This window comes from Pontiella sulfatireligans (genome assembly GCF_900890705.1).
Taxonomy (GTDB): domain Bacteria; phylum Verrucomicrobiota; class Kiritimatiellia; order Kiritimatiellales; family Pontiellaceae; genus Pontiella; species Pontiella sulfatireligans.
This window is the reverse complement of the sequence record NZ_CAAHFH010000001.1, coordinates 2347631-2363506: the sequence shown is the minus strand read 5'-3', so window position 1 is coordinate 2363506 and position 15876 is coordinate 2347631. Positions and strand designations below refer to the sequence as shown.

At 55.6% G+C, this 15876-nt stretch carries 13 protein-coding genes; 12 read left to right on the top strand and 1 reads right to left on the bottom strand.

Features of this window, described 5'->3' with window-relative positions:
- The first annotated feature begins 44 nt into the window (after nt 1–44).
- From SCARR_RS08010 to SCARR_RS07975, 8 genes are read left to right on the top strand one after another with little or no spacing between them, the layout of a single operon-like run.
- The gene (locus SCARR_RS08010; protein ID WP_136060963.1) at nt 45–2318 is read left to right on the top strand and encodes a GH92 family glycosyl hydrolase; all 2274 of its coding nucleotides are present in this window, start codon (nt 45–47) and stop codon (nt 2316–2318) included.
- A 55-nt stretch (nt 2319–2373) separates the two neighbouring features.
- Nucleotides 2374–4014 carry a sulfatase family protein gene (locus SCARR_RS08005; RefSeq protein ID WP_136060962.1) on the top strand — a complete coding sequence of 547 codons (1641 nt, stop codon included), beginning with the start codon at nt 2374–2376 and terminating at the stop codon, nt 4012–4014.
- Nucleotides 4015–4027: 13 nt separating this feature from the next.
- Complete coding sequence (locus SCARR_RS08000; protein ID WP_168433119.1) at nt 4028–4933, top strand: GRP family sugar transporter; 906 nt, start codon at nt 4028–4030, stop codon at nt 4931–4933.
- Between the two features lies 1 nt (nt 4934).
- Complete coding sequence (locus SCARR_RS07995) at nt 4935–7262, top strand: formate C-acetyltransferase/glycerol dehydratase family glycyl radical enzyme (protein ID WP_136062135.1); 2328 nt, start codon at nt 4935–4937, stop codon at nt 7260–7262.
- Entirely contained in the window at nt 7259–8137 is an 879-nt protein-coding gene (locus tag SCARR_RS07990) for a glycyl-radical enzyme activating protein (RefSeq protein WP_136060960.1), read from the top strand. The genes SCARR_RS07995 and SCARR_RS07990 overlap by 4 nt, the downstream gene beginning before the upstream one ends.
- On the top strand, nt 8122–9081 hold the full coding sequence (locus tag SCARR_RS07985; RefSeq protein ID WP_136060959.1) for an ROK family protein: 960 nt from the start codon (nt 8122–8124) through the stop codon (nt 9079–9081). The genes SCARR_RS07990 and SCARR_RS07985 overlap by 16 nt, the downstream gene beginning before the upstream one ends.
- A complete protein-coding gene (locus SCARR_RS07980) occupies nt 9081–10214 on the top strand; it encodes an iron-containing alcohol dehydrogenase (RefSeq protein ID WP_168433117.1) in 1134 nt (377 codons plus the stop codon). Before SCARR_RS07985 ends, SCARR_RS07980 begins: the two co-directional genes overlap by 1 nt.
- Nucleotides 10214–11734: a right-handed parallel beta-helix repeat-containing protein gene (locus SCARR_RS07975; protein WP_136060957.1), complete on the top strand. Its 1521-nt coding sequence runs from the start codon at nt 10214–10216 to the stop codon at nt 11732–11734. The genes SCARR_RS07980 and SCARR_RS07975 overlap by 1 nt, the downstream gene beginning before the upstream one ends.
- Nucleotides 11735–11753: 19 nt before the next feature.
- Here the strand turns inward: SCARR_RS07975 and tnpC (SCARR_RS07970) are convergent, their stop codons facing one another.
- Nucleotides 11754–13235 carry an IS66 family transposase gene (gene tnpC / locus SCARR_RS07970; protein WP_136060210.1) on the bottom strand — a complete coding sequence of 494 codons (1482 nt, stop codon included), beginning with the start codon at nt 13233–13235 and terminating at the stop codon, nt 11754–11756.
- A gap of 229 nt (nt 13236–13464) precedes the next feature.
- Between tnpC (SCARR_RS07970) and tnpA (SCARR_RS29495) the strand changes: the two genes are divergently transcribed.
- From tnpA (SCARR_RS29495) to tnpC (SCARR_RS07950), 4 genes are all read left to right on the top strand, one after another.
- Entirely contained in the window at nt 13465–13680 is a 216-nt protein-coding gene (tnpA, locus tag SCARR_RS29495) for an IS200/IS605 family transposase (protein WP_136060956.1), read from the top strand.
- Nucleotides 13681–13743: 63 nt separating this feature from the next.
- On the top strand, nt 13744–14073 hold the full coding sequence (tnpA, locus tag SCARR_RS07960) for an IS66 family insertion sequence element accessory protein TnpA (protein WP_136060955.1): 330 nt from the start codon (nt 13744–13746) through the stop codon (nt 14071–14073).
- Nucleotides 14061–14408, top strand: coding sequence for an IS66 family insertion sequence element accessory protein TnpB (gene tnpB, locus SCARR_RS07955; protein ID WP_136060954.1), 348 nt, complete (start codon nt 14061–14063; stop codon nt 14406–14408). The genes tnpA (SCARR_RS07960) and tnpB overlap by 13 nt, the downstream gene beginning before the upstream one ends.
- 54 nt (nt 14409–14462) lie before the next feature.
- Nucleotides 14463–15839 carry an IS66 family transposase gene (gene tnpC, locus SCARR_RS07950; protein ID WP_136060953.1) on the top strand — a complete coding sequence of 459 codons (1377 nt, stop codon included), beginning with the start codon at nt 14463–14465 and terminating at the stop codon, nt 15837–15839.
- Nucleotides 15840–15876 lie beyond the last annotated feature (37 nt).

Below are 15876 nucleotides of genomic sequence, written 5' to 3'. Positions count from 1 at the left end.
GTGCGCATTAATGAGCAGAGCAGTTCATTTTAAATGAATAAGGGATGATGATGAAAAAACTGAGATGTGTACGGCTTTTAAGTGCTACCGCCTTGAGTGCGGTCTTGTTGACCACGGGCTGCCGAGAGAGCGAGGATGTGCTTTCCTACGTTGATCCGGTGATTGGAACCGACGGTCACGGCCATGTGTTTCTGGGAGCGTCTGTCCCCTATGGAATGGCCATGGCAGGGCCGGTTAATGGTACCGATGAGTGGGATTGGTGTTCTGGATACCATTATTCGGATGATTTCATGATTGGGTTCTCTCAAACTCATCTTTCCGGAACAGGTATGGGCGACCTGTTGGATCTATGCATCATGCCGGTGACCGAGGATTATGATCTCGGTGCGCAATGTGACAAAACCCCCGAGGCATGCCCGTGGCTCAACCATTTTTCACATGCGGATGAAACGGCGCGTCCGGGGTATTATGCGGTGGATTTGAAGGATCCCGCTACCCGGGTGGAGATTGCGGCGACCGAACGCACATCCCTTTATCGTATTTCCTATCCAGATGCGGCGGAACGCAAGCTGATACTCGACACACAGTTTCATATCCGTCACGACGTGCCGGTGAAAACCAGGATTGAGCAGCTGGATGATTCGACGTTCGTTGGCTACCGTTTCAGCGGCAAGTGGGCCTCGGATCAGCGGCTGTTTTTTGTGATGAAGTTTTCGGAGCCGGTTAAGAGACACCGCTATTATGATTACGGCGAGCGCACAGAAACCGCGGGCGACACGGTCGAGGCGGTGTCCGTTCGTGCGCAGTTCGATTTTGACGCGGGAGATGAGCCGCTTCACGTGGCATTTGGACTCTCGTCTGTCAGCGTTGAAAACGCGATCTTAAATCTTGAGGCTGAAAATCCCGAGTTTGATTTTGATGGGATTGTGAAGGCTACGGAGGAAAAGTGGCGGAAAAAACTTTCCGTATTCTCTGTAAAAGCAGAGACCGAGGAGGAGAAGAAGGTTTTTTATACCGCACTGTATCACACCATGGTGGCTCCGACGCTTCATTCGGATGTGAACGGAGAGTATCGCGGCGCGGATCTCCAGGTGACGAAGAAGGATTTCAACTACTACACCACCCTGTCAAACTGGGATACGTTTCGGGCGACGACCCCGCTTTATACGATCATTGAACCGAAGCTGACGGAAGATCTGCAGAAAACGATGCTGGAACATTATCGGGTGACCGGAATGCTACCGGTCTGGACGCTTTGGGGACTTGAAAACTGGTGCATGACCGGTGTGCACTCGGTTCCGATTCTGGTGGACAGCTACCTGAAGGGATTTCATGCGATTGATGGAGAAGAGCTGCTCGACGCGGTGGTGAAGTCGATGAATCAAACCGTAAACAACGATAGACGCAGTCTGGTGGAATATCGCAAGTACGGCTTCGTTCCGTATGATATCGGTCATGAGAGCGTGACCCGGACGCTGGAACTTGCCTTCAATGATTATTGCGTAGCCAAGCTGGCGGAACACCTCGGGGAGACCGAGTTGGAAGAATCGTATATGGCCTATTCCAAGGCCTATCGGATGCTTTACGATGAAGAGACCGGTTTTATGCGCGGGCGCTCCTCGGATAATTCCCACTTTCGGGAGCCGTTCGATCCGTTTTTTTCTACCTGGGACCGCGCCGTGGCTGATTACACGGAGGGCAATGCGTATCAGCACAGCTATTTTGTTCCGCACGATCCGCAGGGGTTGATTGCGCTTCACGGTTCGGGCGAAAAGCTGGCGGAGCGTTTGGATCTGGTTTTTTCAACGGAGGTGGAGCTTGAAGAGGGACGAACCATTCCGGATGTGTCCGGAGTGATTGGGCAGTATGCGCACGGCAATGAGCCGTCTCATCACATTGCCTATCTCTACAATGCCGCCGGATTACCCTGGCGGGGACAGAAACTGGTGCGCCAGATTATGAAAGAGCTCTATACGGCGGCCCCCGACGGGGTTTGCGGGAATGAAGACTGCGGACAATTGAGTGCCTGGTATATCTTCAGCGCTATGGGCTTTTATCCAATGAACCCGATTTCGGGGGAGTATGAATTCGGAAGTCCGGCTTTTGATGAGGTGTCGCTTGCACTGCCGAATGGAAAAACCTTTACGGTGAGAGCCATCAATAACAGCGATCACAATGTGTATGTGCAAAAGGTGATGTTGAATGGAACGGATCTGACGCGTTCCCACATCAAGCATCGGGAGATCATGGAGGGTGGGGTGTTGACCTTTGTCATGGGCCCGACTCCAAATAAAGCACTTTTTTCAGTCGGCAAATAGAGATGATGCATCATTAGCAGTGAGCCAAAGGGTTCTGTTAAAATAAAGGATTGTGATGAAAAAGAAAATATTTCAACTGCTGGCCGGATGCGGTTTGATGGCCGTTGCGGGCTGTGTCCATCAGGATCATCAGAGCGTGAAGCGGTCGGCCTCGTTACGGCCGAACATTTTGCTGATTGTTGCGGATGATTTGAACTATGACAGCCCGGGATTCGCCGGCGGTGTGGCACCGGATGTGACCCCCAATCTGGATCGGCTGGCTCAGGAGGGACTCTCCTTTAAGCTGGGCTTTACGCCGGTATCGGTTTGTCAGCCGGCCCGGCAGTCGATGCTGACCGGGGTCTATCCGCATAATTATGGCTCCGGTGGGTTTTTTCCTATGGCCGAGGGGGTTCCAACGCTTCCGGCGACGCTGGCGGAGAACGGGTATCTGACCGCCAATATTCATAAGGTGCACCATATGCAGCCGATGGAGTCTTTCGGATGGACATTTACCAATCAAGAATTGGGGCTGACCGATCCCGATGGTGTCGTTGGCCGGGATCCCGCGGCGTTTGCCGCCGGTTTGCGTCGGCTGATCGACGAGGCAGACCAGCAGAACAAGTCGTTCTTCATGGTCGCCAATTCGGCAGATACGCACCGCCCGTTTCACGGGGACACCATTCCATGGAGCGAGGGCTACTTTTGGGGGGAAAATCCTGTCGACATCCCTGAGCCGTCGCGAATCTATGCTCAGGAAGAGGTGAGGGTTCCGCCGCCGTTGCCGGACCTGCCCGGGATTCGGGAGGACCTGGCAAAGTATGCGTCGTCGTTGCGTCGGCTGGATGACACAGTGGGAGCGTGCCTGAATGTGCTGAAGGAGACGGGCCGGGAGCACTCCACGTTGGTTATTTTTGTGTCCGATAATGGAATGCCGCTGCCGTATGCAAAATTCGACTGTTTCCTCGGCAGCAACCGGATTCCGTTTGTGATGCGCTGGCCGGAGGTGATTCGTCCCGGAATCGATGCGGAGCATATGGTCTCGTTAATTGATTTAACCCCGACCATTCTAGAGCTGGCAGGCTTGCCCTCATTTTCAAAAACAGATGGGTATTCGCTCGTTCAGCTGATGAAAGGGGAGGCGCCGGATGAGTGGCGCCGGGGTATTGTGTCGCTGCGCAATGAAGATATCAATTATGGCGTATTCGTTCGGCTTATGCTGCGGAAACAACCGGATTTTCTGGAGTATCTGGATCAAGCCGGGTTTGTGGAGCGGCCGGATCACAAAGAGGCGGGAACATATACGCGCTCGAAACAGACCCGGTGTTATTTTGATGGCCGTTTCGGATACATTTATAATGATTGGTATGATCCGGATGGGCTCAAAAAAAGCCGTTATGGCGCCGGTGTTCCTGGCGGAGATCCTTCGATGCTTGTGATGAAGGCTGCTGCGAAGACCAATGCCGCAGTGAAGGCTCGTTATGAATCTTTTCTCCTTCGTTCGCTGGAAGAGTTTTATGACTGGGATCGGGATCCAGGAACTTATCATAACCTGATCGATCATCCGGAGGTTCAGAAGCAGGTGATGGCGGCTCGACAGGGGTTGCTGGAGTGGATGAACGTATCGGGAGATCCGCTTCTTCCTGACTATCTGAAGCGACTGGGAGAAGATGGCGTGCGGCTTGAGAATGAGGCAATGGAAGTCAAATCGAAATAAGGAGAGAAATGCTATGAGTATATTGGGAATTGTTTATGCGGTGGTTACGGTTTTTGCATGGGGGACCTGGCTGGCTCCGTCTCAGAATGTGCCGTTCAAGGGGCAGCAGGTGCGAACGTTTTATGTGACGTTGGCCGTGATGCTGCTCGCGCTGATTGCTTCGGCATTTGTCGGGATGGAGGGGCTGAATTCGTCTACATTCTGGTTTCCGGTGCTCGGCGGCCTGATCTGGGCGCTGAGCGGCTGGAGTGCATTTGTCGGGGCAAGTCGGATGGGTATGGCAAAGGCTTTCGGCATCTGGGCTCCGATGAATATTGTCGTGGCCATTGTTTGGGGCGCGGTGCTGTTCGGTGAGTTTATGAGCATGGAGTTTTCCGTTCTCGCAACGGCTGTGATTTCGCTTTTAGTCATCATTGGCGGGATTCTGCTGATTGTGTTTGCCGGATCCGGTGATGAGTCCGCGAAAAATAAAGGCGGGGTTCTGGGGCTTCTCGGAGCCATGGGTGCCGGGGTCGGCTTTGCTACGTTCTTTATTCCGATTCAGATCGGAACGGCAAACAACCCGGATTTTAATATGTGGATTGGAACCTTACCGCTTTCCATCGGAATGTTTGCCGGGGCCTGTGTGCTGATGCTGATTACCAAGTCCTCTCCAAAGCTTGAAAAGGGAAGCGATTATCTGCGGGTGATGAGTTCGGGAGTTCTTTGGGGACTCGGCAACTACGGGGCGCTGGCGATGATGGAGGTGATAGGAACCGGGAAAGGCTTCACGATTGCCCAGCTATGTGTAGTGGTCAATGCGCTGGTGGGTGTGTTTGTTATGAAAGAACCCGATCCAAAATCGAAGGCCGCAAAGCAAACATTATTAGGTGTTCTGATTGCTGTTGTCGGTGCCGTGGTGCTTGGAAACATTAAGTAAAATGATGTCGCTGAATGGTTCACCCAGAATTGGGCGATTAAAGAATGCTATGCTCAATGAGCCGCGCTTTGCATCCATCGAGCAGGCGCGGCTGGTTACGCAGAGCTATAAGCAAACCGAGGGTGACCCGACCATTCTGCGCCGCGCAAAAGCGTTTGCACTGGCGGCGGAACAGCTCGAAATTCGCATCGATCCCGACGAACTGATTGTCGGCAACCGTACCGCCGGCGTGCGCGGCGGTGTGGTCTTTCCGGAGTTCGGCCTCACCTGGGTGAATGACGAATTTGAAACCCTTCCGACCCGCCCGCAGGACAAGTTCAACGTGCGTGAAGAGGACATCCGGGAATTCCGCGAGCAGATCCTCCCGTATTGGGAAGGGCATACGCTCGAGGACGTCGTCAATGAACAGCTCGGGCCGGAGGCAAAAGCCGCCGCGCGCGTTATCAAAATCAACCAGAAGGATCACGCGCAGGGGCACATCTGTCCGGATACCGAAACCTGGCTGCGCGAAGGGTCGTCCGGTGCGCGCCGCCGTGCCGAAGAGGCGTTGGCCGCCTGCACGGATGAAAGCAAGAAACCGTTTTACGAAAGCGTCATTATCACGCTGACCTCCGCCAGCGAATTTATGCGCCGCTACGCCGCACTCGCGGAAGAAATGGAGCTGCCGGAAATTGCGCGCATCTGTGCCAAGCTGGCGGATTCCCCGCCGGACACATTTCACGAAGCGCTGCAGAGCCTTTGGTTTCTCTATGTGCTGCTTCAGCTCGAATCGAATGCGTCCTCCTTTTCGCCGGGCCGCGCTGACCAGTATCTCTATCCGTTTTTCAAAAAGGACGTGGGCGAGGGCCGTCTGACCCATGAGTCGGCGCAGGAGCTGATTGATGCGCTGTGGCTCAAGTTCAACCAGATTGTCTATCTGCGCAACAAGAGTGGCGCGAAGTATTTTGCCGGCTTCCCGATCGGTTTCAACATCGCGATTGGCGGGCAGACCCCGGACGGACAGCCCGCCGAAAACGAACTCTCCTTCATGTTCCTCACCGCGCAGGATCACATTGCTTTGCCGCAGCCCAACTTGTCGGCGCGGCTGTATGAAGGCTCATCACAGAAATTTATCGAAGAGTGCAGCCGGGTGATCGGGCTTGGTTCCGGCATGCCGCAGATTTTCAATGACGAAGCGGTCATTCCCGCGCTCGAAGCGCAAGGCATTTCGCACGAAGATGCGCAGAACTATGCCATCGTCGGCTGCGTCGAATTAACCACCCATGGCAACAACCTCGGCTGGTCCGATGCCGCCATGTTCAATCTCGTAAAGGCGTTGGAGCTCACGCTGAACAACGGGGTCTGCCTGCTGACCGGCGAGCAGACCGGCCTGCCGCTCGGCACGCTGGCCGACTATCCGGATTTCCAAACCTTGGAAAAAGCCTTCACGAAGCAGCTCGACCACTTTATTGATCAGATGATGGGCTACTGCGCAATCGTCGACCGGTTGCACGCCGAGATTGTTCCATCGCCGTTTCTTTCATCCGTCATTCACGACTGTATCGGCAAGGGGGTCGATGTCACCGCAGGTGGCGCGTACTACAATCTTTCCGGCATCCAGGCCATCCAGCCCGCCAATCTGGCCGACTCGTTTGCTGTGCTGAAGACGCTTGTTTTTGACGAAAAGAAACTTTCTGCGGAGGAACTGCTCACGGCACTGCGCGGCGATTTCGAGGGGTTGGAAGTTTTGCGTCAGGAGTGCATCAACAAAGTTCCAAAGTTTGGAAACGATGTGCCGTGGGTGGATGAGCTGGGCGCAAAATGGATTCGGCATTTTGCCAACCGATTAAAGGAATTCACCAATGTGCGCGGCGGGCCGTACCACACCGGCTTGTATACGGTTTCGGCGCATGTGCCGATGGGGCAGAATGTCGGCGCGTCGCCCGATGGGCGCCATGCGCGCGATCCGCTGGCCGATGGTGGAATGTCTGCCATGTACGGGCGCGATATCAACGGCCCGACTGCGTTGCTTAAGTCGGTTTCGCGCATCAGCTCCATGCTCGGCAGCAACGGCACGTTGCTCAATATGAAATTCCTGCCGGAGTTCTTTAAGAGCCGCGCCGATCTACAGAAATTCTCCGCCATGTTGCGTGCTTTTGTGCGCCTGAAAATTTCGCACGTTCAGTTTAATGTGCTGCGGCGCGAGGATCTGCTGGCCGCGCAGGAAAATCCGGAGCTCTACCGCAGTCTCACTGTGCGGGTCGCGGGTTACACGGCTTACTTTACCGAGCTGGCTGGTGACCTGCAGGATGAAATCATCGCCCGCACCACTTATGGAGGTGAGGCATGAACGGAATAATTTTCGATATCAAGCGTTTCGCTGTTCACGACGGCCCCGGCATCCGCACCACGCTCTTTTTGAAAGGCTGTCCGCTACGCTGCGCCTGGTGCCAGAACCCGGAAGGGCTTTGTCTGGAAAAACAGCTTTGGTGGTTTAAAAGCAAATGCATTTTCTGCCGCAAGTGCCTGCCGGTTTGTCCGGAAAGCGTGCGCGCGGCAGTCGATGGCGAAATCCGGATCGACCGTCGTTCCTGCATTAAATGCGGGACGTGTGTCGAGACCTGCCCGACCGGTGCGATGGAATTTGACGGGCGCGAGATTTCGGTTGAAGAGGCTGTGGCCGAACTGCAAAAAGACCAGGTTTTTTATGATGTCTCCGGCGGCGGCATTACGCTCTCGGGCGGTGATCCGCTCTTTCAGCATGAGTTTGCCGAAGCCGTTTTGCGCGGCAGCAAAGAGGCCGGGTTGCACACCGCCGTTGAAACCTCGTTGGCGGCGGAGTGGGGCGTCATCGAAAAAATGAGGCCGCATGTCGATCTGTGGATCTGCGATCTCAAAGAGATTGATTCGAAGAAGCATCAGGAGTTTACCGGTCAGCCCAATGAACGGATTTTTGAAAACTTCAAACAGCTTGCCGCGGCGGGCGCGAAGATTCTGGTCCGCATTCCGGTGATTCCCGGCTTCACTGATCGCGATGATAATGTGCAGGGCATTGCGGAGTTTGTCCGATCCGTGCGCAGTGATATTGAAATTGAATTGATGAATTACAACCCGCTTGCTCCGAACAAGTATCGGCTGATGCAGAAGTCTTGTCCGCTGGATGAGTCGGTTCAGCCGCTTTCGGTGCAGCGCATGGAGGAGCTGGAACAATGGACGACAATGTGAAAAATCCCGTTTGTTTAGGAGTCGATATTGGCGGAACAAAAACCAAGATCGCCTATTTTGATCAGGGCGAGCTGACCGAAGTTGCGCATTTCCCTACGTCGCAGGATCCGCGGAAGCAGTTGGATTTGCTGGTCAGCTATATTGAAAAGGCGGAGCTGCCCGGAACGTTGCACGGCATCGGCATCGGTTGCCCCGGTCCGCTCGATCCGCAAAACGGAATTATTCTTTCGCCGCCTAATCTTCCGCGCTGGGAAAATTTCCACCTGCGCGATGAGCTGGCCGAGCGGATCGGCGTGCATGTGCGGGTCGAAAATGATGCCAATGTCGGTGCGCTGGGCGAAGCCATGCACGGGACCGGACGTGATTTCCGCAACGTGTTTTACATGACGATCAGCACCGGGACCGGGACGGGGATTGTGATTGATAGGAAGATCTATAATTCTACCGTCGGCACTGCCGGCGAAATCTGGGCGTTTGATCCCGCACTATTTCAGGGGAAGCAGGGCGAACGCAATCTGACGGATTTGACGTCCGGCACCGGCATGGTCGACGAGGCCGTCCGTCGCATTCAGGCAGGCTGTGAAACCAGCCTGAAGGCCGAGGGGCTTTCTACTCCCGACCTTGAGCGCGCTGCCGGCTCGGATCCGCTGGCCGATGCGCTGCGTGAGGATGCGTTGACACATCTTTCGGCTACGCTGGTGTTTGTGCTGACGCTGTTGGCTCCGGACATCATCGTGCTCGGTGGCGGGCTTTGTGCGGATCCGGAGTGGCTGGTCGATCCGCTCGTGGAACGGGTTCGCAGGCAGTTGCCGCTCGATTGTCTGAAAAATATTCCGATCCAGCGTGCTGAACTTTGGAATTCCGCCGTGCTCTACGGCGCGGTGGAAATGCGCCCATGTGGACGAGATGAATGTTTGAAAAACTGTATGAAGGAGGAAAAGTAATGGAACCGTGTAATTATTCGTTTTTTACGCCGACACAATTGGTTTTTGGCGAAGGAGTTTCGGCGCAGGCCGGTGAGAAATTGAAGGAACTCGGCGCGTCCAAGGCGCTGGTCGTAACCGATGCCGGACTGATGAGCACCGGCATTCCGCAAAAGCTGATTGAATGTATTGAAGCCGCCGGGGTTGCTACGGTTCTGTATGACCGCGTTCAGGCCAATCCCACCGAAGAGAATGTGCATGAAGGCCGCGATCTGATTTTGAGCGAGGGCTGTGATGCGGTTGTGAATATCGGCGGCGGCTCGCCGATTGATGCTGGTAAAGCCATGTCCATGCTCTCCGCTCATGAAGGCTCTATTCTGGACTATGAATACGGCCACACGCCGATCACAAAAAAGGGGCCGGTCGTTATCAGTATTCCGACCACCGCCGGAACCGGCAGCGAGGCGACCTTCTGGAGTGTGATTACCGATCAGCAGCGGCATCGCAAGTTTGATGTCGGCTCCCCGCTGATGGCGGCTTCCTGTTCGCTGGTTGATCCTGAGCTGACGTATGGCTTGCCGGCCGCGATCACCGCCGCCACCGGAATGGATGCGCTCTGCCACGCCATGGAGGCGCTGGTGACCAAAGGGGCGTCGCCGTTCACGGACGCGCTTGCTTTGAAAGCCATACAGCTTCTGTCGGAAAATCTGGTGACGGCCTATAAGGATGGCCGGAATCTTGAGGCCCGAAGCAAGGTGATGCTGGCCAGTATGACCGCCGGCATGGCCTTTCCGAACGCGGGTTTAGGGGCCGTGCATGGTTTGACCGCGCCGCTCGGCGGACACTTCGGCGTCCCGCACGGGGTGGCCAACGCGATTGTCCTTCCTGAAGTGATGGATTTTAATTTGGGCGATGAAACCGCCGTCAAAAAATATGCAATCGCCGCGCATGTGATGGGCTGCGAATCCGCCGTTGAAAAGGTGCGCGCAATGAATGCGGAGATGGACGTTCCAAACCTTGGAAGTTTCGGCATTGCCGAAGAGTCCCTGGAAATGCTGGCCACCGATGCGCTCGGCGAAAATTCCAACTGCAACAGCAATCCGCGCGAGGTCGCTCAGAGCGATGCGGTTGCGCTTCTTCGGGCTGGCCTCTAATGATAAAACGGGTTCGGCAGGTTTGTTGTGTGCTATTGGCGGGAGCGGCGGTGGCTATGGCCGGTGTGCCGTTGGCGGATCTGCAGGCTCGGCTTGATACCGGAGAGGATTTGCTGTTGGAGCCCGGAAGCGAGTGGGAGCTTTCAGCTCCGCTTCGGTTCCGGGTGCCCGGGCAGCGGATTGAAACCGCGGGCGATGTGCTGCCGTCGCAGTACGCCCGTCTCCGTCTGGCTCCCGGTTTGGCGGGAACCATTATTTCCGGCGAAGGGGTGTCGGGGATTTCAATTCGAAAGTTGGTCCTCGACGGGAATCGCGATCATTTTGACCGGGAGACCGGCACGCTGCCGGCCAGGCCATTTGTGGATTTGGGCGGTTCCGGTGCGGTCGCGCAGACCGTGAGTCGATGCATTTTGTTGAATACGCGCTGTTCCGGCGGGTGGGGAGCTCTTCATGTTCGTGAAGGCGGACGGGATATTCAAGTCACAGACAATGTCGTTGTCGGCTCCGGTCCGGATTTGCGCGGGAATGGAACCGCTCCGCAAGAGCTGCCGTATGGCTGGGGCGACGGGATCTCAACGGCTTCCCCGGACAGCCTGGTCCGCAATAATCTGATTATTGATGCAACCGATCAGGGCATTATGGTTCAAGGCGCCCCGGGAACCTTGGTTCAGAGCAATGTTGTGGCCGCTGTTTCGCGGGAGATGCTGGCGGGCATTGCGCTGTATGAACCTTTTTTCGATTACCGGATGAGTCCGCCTGAGGCTGAACGCTATGATTATTCGGGCGTCGTGGTTGAACGCAATCTAATTGATGCGTTCGGCGGGCGGATTCATGTTGCGATTCCCATGGGACCTGCGGCCTGGAACGGACGTCTTCTTGGCAAGACGCTGGTCGGGGCAACCGTCCGTGAAAATGGTCTGTCGGGTCATGCGATGGGCTACGGCTATGTTGTGAACGGGGTGGATCAATTTACGGTGGTGAGCAATCGTAGCGAGGCGGTTTTTTCCGGGCTGGGCGACGGATTTAAAGGGCGTAAGCCGGAACCGCCTGCCGCTTTTCTTTATGCTCCGTCTTCCGTGGGCTCAAGTGTCCTTCAGTCTGAATTCCGGCCTGCCTCCTCGAATCTGGTCGGTGTGCTGCGTAATGGATGGGAACCGAGAAACGCGCGTGGCTTTCGGTCGGTGGGCTATGGCGATGCTGAGCTCGAGGCCGTGATCCGGGCCGCTTTTCTGGAAATGCTCGGGCGGTATCCGCTGCAGGGTGAATTGACGCACTGGTCGGACTGGCTGATGACCTCGGAGGTGAATGCGGATTTTTTGCGGGTACAGCTGATGGTTTCGCCGGAATTTGTTCAACGTTTTGGGCGGGTTTCGCCGGATGGCCTGCACGCCTGGCGGGGCCGGCGTTGGCTGCCGATGATTGTTGAAGGCATTGAGAAGTTGTCGGATGGTGCTCCTCAAGAGTGGCCGCCGGCCCGGGGACTTCATGCGTATCTTTGGGTGCAGCTCCACGTGCGATGAGCTGTTGGTTTTTTCGTAACTACTCAGGTGCTGCCGACATAGCCGGGTGAGCTTGGAATAAGCCGGAAAGCGCCTCGAAAGCACCGGTCGTATTCTTGCGCGCCGTGCAGATGTAGCTGCGGATCCGGCAGAAGTCTTCGGAATGTCCTGTGTCGCGGAAGCAACCGGAGATCTTTTGCTTCACCTTGTTCATGCGCAGGTCGCGTTCGGCGAGGTTGTTGTCGAAAGGGATATCGAAGTCATGCATGAAGGCGAGGACTTCGCGCCGGCGGTGGTCGAAGCGTTCGACGAGGTTGCGGGCCTTTCCTTTCGCGGGAGGCCCTCGCTTTTTCTTCTTGGGCGGAGGCGGGTCGGGGTTGGCGGCGTAGCCCTGGTCGAGGACTTGCTGCCAGCGTTGTTCGAAATCTCGGAGCGTGTCGGGCGCAAGGGCGGCGGATCCCGCCGCCTTGGCCGCCTCGACGCCTTCCTTGATCGACAGCAGGGTTCCGATGGCTTCTTCCGCCCATGGCTGTTCCATTTGCTCGTGGATGTAGGTTAGATCACGCAGGTGGTGGGCGTTGCAAAGCGCGTGGGAACATTTGTAGTGGTAGTAGGATTTCCAGTAGTCGTGAACGGCGGTGCCCGCGAATCCGGGCAGGACGCCGGCGGCGTCCATCGCCTCCATTCCCCGTCTGTTGTGGAGCGTGAAGAGGCTCATCGTCGGCGTGCTTGCGCAGTGCATCCAGTTGGTTTTCCCGTTCCGCCGCATGCCGGTTTCGTCGAAATGAACCACCGCCGCCGCACCGAGGGCATCGCGGATCCCGTCGACGCTGCCCTGCGCGAGCCGCCCGGCCTGGCGAACCATGTTCGCGAGCGTTCCCTCGGAGAGGGGGGTGTTGAAAAGGTCGCGCAGGGTCTCGCACAGACGGGCGTACGGGAGGAGCTGGTATCCGTTGAGGTAGATGGCCGTTGCCTTGATGCGCGGGCCGTATTGCACCGGTGCGACAACCCCCTCAGGAAAAGCGGCCGTGGTGGTGTGGCCGCAGGCGCATTGCTTCACCTCGGCCTGGTGCTCGGTGACGAGGAGTTCGACGGGCGGGATATCAAACACCTGCCGTTGTTCCATTCCTTGCGCCTTTTCGTTGCGCAGATCGCAACCGCACTTTTCGCAGCGGTTTACGCGGTGGGCTTCCACCACGTCCGGATTCTTGCGGCGTTCAAGCGTGCCGCCCGGGTGCCCCTGCTGCCCGCCCGGCTTGCGCCCGGATTTCTTCCGGAGGCTCTTGGGCGCGGGCTTCGCGAGGCCGTCGGAAGAAGGCGGCTTCGAACTGTTGCGCGAGTTCTTCGCCATCATGCCCTCAAGCTTGGCAATGCGCGCGTCCTGCGCGCGGATCCGCTCATCCATCCCGAGAAGCACGTCGGCGACGGCATCCGGGCCGAGCCGGAAAACCGCCAGCGCGTCTTCGCGCGTCATGGCGGGGGGCTCCGGCTGGCTGGCTGTTGCGTGCGCAGGCTTCTTCATGCCGCATTCATAGAGTATTCGGGGCTTCTAGGCTGCCCTAAAATGCATTTTTCTGGAGGAGGCTGGAAATGAAGACTCAAACTACCTGAGTAGTTACGTTTTTTCCAAGGTTTGGAAGATTCGTTTTTATAACAACGTGCCAGAAAACCCGGTCTTTTAAGGCCGGGATGAATGGCTCCCATTCGACGACCTGCTTGCAGGGAGGAGCTAATATGCATAATCTGCTTTAATGACAGACAGCGCATATTGGACAGGAGCTCATACGAAGCACAAACTGAGATACCACCTTGTGTGGGTGCCTAAATATAGGAAACGAGTTCTGATTGGGAAACTCGCACAACGGTTGAGAGAATTGCTTTATCAGGCTGCGGAGGTCAACGGGTGGCGTATAGAAGAACTCAGTATCGTAAATGACCATATTCATGTTGATTCAAGTGAAGCCTGATAAGTATGCGCCTCTTCCCCGACCCCATAGGCAAGCCAGCCAAAGCCTGATAATTTATCGGGCATGGATACGAATGAAAATAATGGGCTGGGGCGTGCTTCTTATACGGATGAAGAACGCCGGGAGTTGATCGTGGAATATAAAACGTCTGGTTTGACACAGGCGGCGTTCTGTCGGGAATGGAATCTCAATTCCAAAACGCTGGCCCGCTGGCTGCGAATCGAGCGGGAAGATAATGAGGTGTCTTTTTGCGAGGTCGAGCTTAGCCGTGAAGCGGTTCTGGCTGATGAGGTGCGAATTCGCCTTCCGAATCAGATTGAGGTCGTGATTCCGATTGCCTCTTCGGCAGGACTTGGCACCGTGCTTAGGGAGGCTGCCGGATGTTTGGATTAAGTAATTCGATCCGGGTATTCTTGGCGGTGGAGCCAGTGGACTTGCGTAAAAGTTTTAACGGACTGCATGGGGTTGTGCTGGATCGACTGAAGGAGGATCCGTGTTCGGGGGCGCTGTATGTATTTACGAATCGCCGACGGAACCGGATCAAAACGCTCTACTGGGATGGCACGGGCATGTGGGTGGCGATCAAACGACTGGAGCAAGGTTGCTTTACCTGGCCGCAGGGCGTTGGAGAAAGTGGGAAACTCGCACTCGCACCGGAAGCACTGGCCCTCCTGCTCGATGGCGTTGACCTGAAGCAGGGCTCGTTTAAGCCCTGGTACCAACGCTGATTCTTTTGCGTTTTTCGCCAGGTTGGTGCCGCATTTTTTACGAATTTTGATATAATGTGCGGCATGGTTTATACGCGTGAAAATTTCAATCAACTGCTCGCCGAAAATGCGAATCTAAAGAGCGAGGTAAACCTGCTTCAGGAAAAAGTTCAGTGCCTGATGAAGAAGCTATTCGGGCGCAGTTCGGAAAAACTCAGCCCCGATCAGCTGGAACTCGAGCTTGAAGAACTTCGCGAACTGCAAGAGGCTTTGGAGCTGGCCGAAACGAAAGCCGAGTTGGCCGAAGAAGAACAAAAGGAATCAAAACGAGGGAAGCGCAAGGGGCTCGATGCGCGCATTCCCAAAGACCTCCCGACCGAAACCATTATTATTGATCCAGATGAAGTTCTTGCCCATCCGGAGCTGTACAAAAAGATTGCCGAAGTCCGCACCGAAAAACTAGATGTCACGCCGACGCGCTTCTTTCGCACGGTCATCATTCGCAACAAATACAAGAAGCGCGACGACCGTTCCATTGCTCCGCTGATTGCTCCCGCGCCGAAGCAACTGATCGAAAACTCCTACGCTTCCACCGGACTGGTTCTTCATATCATCCTGAGTAAATACTGCGACCACCTCCCGCTTTATCGGCAGGAACAAATTTTTAAGCAACGCTTTGGAGTTGAGATCAGCCGCAAAACGATGGGCGGATGGATGTATCTCGTAGCCCAATGGTTATCTCTGATCTATGAAGCACTTCGAAATGAAATCCGCGCGAGCGGATACATTCAGGCCGACGAGACTTTTATCAAATATCAAGATCCGAAAAAGGACTACTGTCCCAACGGATACCTATGGGCGTATCATTCGCCAGGCAAAGGTGTGCTCTTTGAATGGTATCCGAGTCGTGCCGCCGAATGCCTTGACACCATGCTTGGAGGGTATAAAGGCCTGCTGCAGTCCGATGGCTATGTCGGCTACACCAGCTGGCTCAATAAAAAGAAACACCGCGCCGAAAAAGCCGCGATCATCCATGCCGCCTGCTGGGCGCATGCCCGCCGCAAGTTCGTCGAAGTCCCCGGCCATCCCGTCGCCCAGGCCGTCGTAAAACTCATCGCCAAACTTTACCGGATCGAATCCGCCCTGCACGACAAACCGGAGCTCGACCGCGCCGCCTACCGCCAGGCACATGCCAAGTCCCATCTCGAACAGATAAAGAAAATCCTCGATCAGGAAAAACCGCGCCAGCTCCCGCAAAGCAACTTCGGTAAAGCGATCAATTACACCATCGAACGTTGGGATGCACTCAATCTTTACCTCGAACATAGCACACTCGAAATCGACAACAACCTCGTTGAGAACGCCATCCGGCCCACCGCTATCGGCAAAAATTATGCTGAGTCCGGGATTATGCGGAGTTCTTATCTGATGCAGCTAGATAATGTCGCATAGCCCCTGCGATTTCACGACTTAGGTTTTTGGAAGCTCC

What these genes read in the sequence shown, in the direction of transcription:
- SCARR_RS08010 (WP_136060963.1), top strand. Translation starts at nt 45, where the DNA reads ATGATGATGAAAAAACTGAGATGTGTACGGCTTTTAAGTGCTACCGCC.
- SCARR_RS08005 (WP_136060962.1), top strand. Translation starts at nt 2,374, where the DNA reads ATGAAAAAGAAAATATTTCAACTGCTGGCCGGATGCGGTTTGATGGCC.
- SCARR_RS08000 (WP_168433119.1), top strand. Translation starts at nt 4,028, where the DNA reads ATGAGTATATTGGGAATTGTTTATGCGGTGGTTACGGTTTTTGCATGG.
- SCARR_RS07995 (WP_136062135.1), top strand. Translation starts at nt 4,935, where the DNA reads ATGATGTCGCTGAATGGTTCACCCAGAATTGGGCGATTAAAGAATGCT.
- SCARR_RS07990 (WP_136060960.1), top strand. Translation starts at nt 7,259, where the DNA reads ATGAACGGAATAATTTTCGATATCAAGCGTTTCGCTGTTCACGACGGC.
- SCARR_RS07985 (WP_136060959.1), top strand. Translation starts at nt 8,122, where the DNA reads ATGGACGACAATGTGAAAAATCCCGTTTGTTTAGGAGTCGATATTGGC.
- SCARR_RS07980 (WP_168433117.1), top strand. Translation starts at nt 9,081, where the DNA reads ATGGAACCGTGTAATTATTCGTTTTTTACGCCGACACAATTGGTTTTT.
- SCARR_RS07975 (WP_136060957.1), top strand. Translation starts at nt 10,214, where the DNA reads ATGATAAAACGGGTTCGGCAGGTTTGTTGTGTGCTATTGGCGGGAGCG.
- tnpC (WP_136060210.1), bottom strand. Translation starts at nt 13,235, where the DNA reads ATGAAGAAGCCTGCGCACGCAACAGCCAGCCAGCCGGAGCCCCCCGCC.
- tnpA (WP_136060956.1), top strand. Translation starts at nt 13,465, where the DNA reads ATGACAGACAGCGCATATTGGACAGGAGCTCATACGAAGCACAAACTG.
- tnpA (WP_136060955.1), top strand. Translation starts at nt 13,744, where the DNA reads ATGGATACGAATGAAAATAATGGGCTGGGGCGTGCTTCTTATACGGAT.
- tnpB (WP_136060954.1), top strand. Translation starts at nt 14,061, where the DNA reads ATGTTTGGATTAAGTAATTCGATCCGGGTATTCTTGGCGGTGGAGCCA.
- tnpC (WP_136060953.1), top strand. Translation starts at nt 14,463, where the DNA reads ATGTGCGGCATGGTTTATACGCGTGAAAATTTCAATCAACTGCTCGCC.